2 rRNA genes are annotated in these 3,207 nt (G+C 53.0%); both read left to right on the top strand.

The features are described from left to right. Window positions 1–118: 118 nt before the first annotated feature. Window positions 119–3,022, top strand: a 23S ribosomal RNA gene (locus IM300_RS22500). 64 nt (window positions 3,023–3,086) lie between these two features. Then, window positions 3,087–3,202 (top strand): 5S ribosomal RNA (gene rrf, locus IM300_RS22495). Window positions 3,203–3,207: the final 5 nt, after the last annotated feature.

Genomic DNA, 3,207 nt, shown 5'->3' with positions numbered 1-3,207 from the left:
AAGGATATTTGCTCTTTAAAAATCTGGATCAAGCTGAAAATTGAAACGACACACAGCTCATGTGTGTTTGAGTCTCTCAAATTTTCGCAATCAGAAGTGAAACATCTTCGGGTTGTGAGGTTAAGCGACTAAGCGTACACGGTGGATGCCCTGGCAGTCAGAGGCGATGAAGGACGTGCTAATCTGCGAAAAGCGACGGCGAGGTGATATGAACCCTTGACCCGTCGATGTCCGAATGGGGAAACCCAGTGCAATCCGTTGCACTATCGTTAACTGAATACATAGGTTAACGAGGCGAACCGGGGGAACTGAAACATCTAAGTACCCCGAGGAAAAGAAATCAACCGAGATTCCCCCAGTAGCGGCGAGCGAACGGGGAGCAGCCCGGAGTCTGAATCAGCTTGTGTGTTAGTGGAACGGTCTGGAAAGTCCGACGGTACAGGGTGATAGTCCCGTACACGAAAACACACTTGCTGTGAACTCGAAGAGTAGGGCGGGACACGTGGTATCCTGTCTGAATATGGGGGGACCATCCTCCAAGGCTAAATACTCCTGACTGACCGATAGTGAACCAGTACCGTGAGGGAAAGGCGAAAAGAACCCCGGCGAGGGGAGTGAAAAAGAACCTGAAACCGTGTACGTACAAGCAGTGGGAGCCTCTTTATGGGGTGACTGCGTACCTTTTGTATAATGGGTCAGCGACTTATATTCTGTAGCAAGGTTAACCGTATAGGGGAGCCGAAGGGAAACCGAGTCTTAACTGGGCGTTAAGTTGCAGGGTATAGACCCGAAACCCGGTGATCTAGCCATGGGCAGGTTGAAGGTTGGGTAACACTAACTGGAGGACCGAACCGACTAATGTTGAAAAATTAGCGGATGACCTGTGGCTGGGGGTGAAAGGCCAATCAAACCGGGAGATAGCTGGTTCTCCCCGAAAGCTATTTAGGTAGCGCCTCGTGAACTCATCTTCGGGGGTAGAGCACTGTTTCGGCTAGGGGGCCATCCCGGCTTACCAACCCGATGCAAACTACGAATACCGAAGAATGTTATCACGGGAGACACACGGCGGGTGCTAACGTCCGTCGTGAAGAGGGAAACAACCCAGACCGCCAGCTAAGGTCCCAAAGTCATGGTTAAGTGGGAAACGATGTGGGAAGGCACAGACAGCCAGGATGTTGGCTTAGAAGCAGCCATCATTTAAAGAAAGCGTAATAGCTCACTGGTCGAGTCGGCCTGCGCGGAAGATGTAACGGGGCTAAACCATGCACCGAAGCTGCGGCAGCGACACTATGTGTTGTTGGGTAGGGGAGCGTTCTGTAAGCCGTTGAAGGTGGCCTGTGAGGGTTGCTGGAGGTATCAGAAGTGCGAATGCTGACATAAGTAACGATAAAGCGGGTGAAAAGCCCGCTCGCCGGAAGACCAAGGGTTCCTGTCCAACGTTAATCGGGGCAGGGTGAGTCGACCCCTAAGGCGAGGCCGAAAGGCGTAGTCGATGGGAAACAGGTTAATATTCCTGTACTTGGTGTTACTGCGAAGGGGGGACGGAGAAGGCTATGTCAGCCGGGCGACGGTTGTCCCGGTTTAAGCATGTAGGCGGAGGTTCCAGGTAAATCCGGTACCTTTTAACGCTGAGGTGTGACGACGAGGCACTACGGTGCTGAAGTGATAAATGCCCTGCTTCCAGGAAAAGCCTCTAAGCATCAGGTAACACGAAATCGTACCCCAAACCGACACAGGTGGTCAGGTAGAGAATACCAAGGCGCTTGAGAGAACTCGGGTGAAGGAACTAGGCAAAATGGTGCCGTAACTTCGGGAGAAGGCACGCTGATATGTAGGTGAAGTCCCTGCGGACGGAGCTGAAATCAGTCGAAGATACCAGCTGGCTGCAACTGTTTATTAAAAACACAGCACTGTGCAAACACGAAAGTGGACGTATACGGTGTGACGCCTGCCCGGTGCCGGAAGGTTAATTGATGGGGTTAGCGGCAACGCGAAGCTCTTGATCGAAGCCCCGGTAAACGGCGGCCGTAACTATAACGGTCCTAAGGTAGCGAAATTCCTTGTCGGGTAAGTTCCGACCTGCACGAATGGCGTAATGATGGCCAGGCTGTCTCCACCCGAGACTCAGTGAAATTGAACTCGCTGTGAAGATGCAGTGTACCCGCGGCAAGACGGAAAGACCCCGTGAACCTTTACTATAGCTTGACACTGAACACTGGTCCTTGATGTGTAGGATAGGTGGGAGGCTTTGAAGCGTGGACGCCAGTCTGCGTGGAGCCAACCTTGAAATACCACCCTTTAATGGCTGGTGTTCTAACGTAGACCCGTGATCCGGGTTGCGGACAGTGTCTGGTGGGTAGTTTGACTGGGGCGGTCTCCTCCCAAAGAGTAACGGAGGAGCACGAAGGTTGGCTAATCCTGGTCGGACATCAGGAGGTTAGTGCAATGGCATAAGCCAGCTTGACTGCGAGCGTGACGGCGCGAGCAGGTGCGAAAGCAGGTCATAGTGATCCGGTGGTTCTGAATGGAAGGGCCATCGCTCAACGGATAAAAGGTACTCCGGGGATAACAGGCTGATACCGCCCAAGAGTTCATATCGACGGCGGTGTTTGGCACCTCGATGTCGGCTCATCACATCCTGGGGCTGAAGTAGGTCCCAAGGGTATGGCTGTTCGCCATTTAAAGTGGTACGCGAGCTGGGTTTAGAACGTCGTGAGACAGTTCGGTCCCTATCTGCCGTGGGCGCTGGAGAATTGAGGGGGGCTGCTCCTAGTACGAGAGGACCGGAGTGGACGCATCACTGGTGTTCGGGTTGTCATGCCAATGGCACTGCCCGGTAGCTAAATGCGGAAGAGATAAGTGCTGAAAGCATCTAAGCACGAAACTTGCCCCGAGATGAGTTCTCCCTGAGACTATAAGTCTCCTGAAGGAACGTTGAAGACGACGACGTTGATAGGTCGGGTGTGTAAGCGCAGCGATGCGTTGAGCTAACCGATACTAATGAACCGTGAGGCTTAACCTTACAACGCCGAAGATGTTTTGGCGAAGAGACAGATTTTCAGCCTGATACAGATGAACAGAATTTGCCTGGCGGCTTTAGCGCGGTGGTCCCACCTGACCCCATGCCGAACTCAGAAGTGAAACGCCGTAGCGCCGATGGTAGTGTGGGGTCTCCCCATGTGAGAGTAGGGAACTGCCAGGCATCAA

Origin of the sequence: Enterobacter cloacae complex sp. I2, assembly GCF_014896205.1 — a bacterium.
GTDB lineage: Bacteria > Pseudomonadota > Gammaproteobacteria > Enterobacterales > Enterobacteriaceae > Enterobacter > Enterobacter quasihormaechei.
The sequence above is the reverse complement of the archived record's forward strand: the minus strand, read 5'-3'. Positions and strand labels throughout refer to the sequence as shown.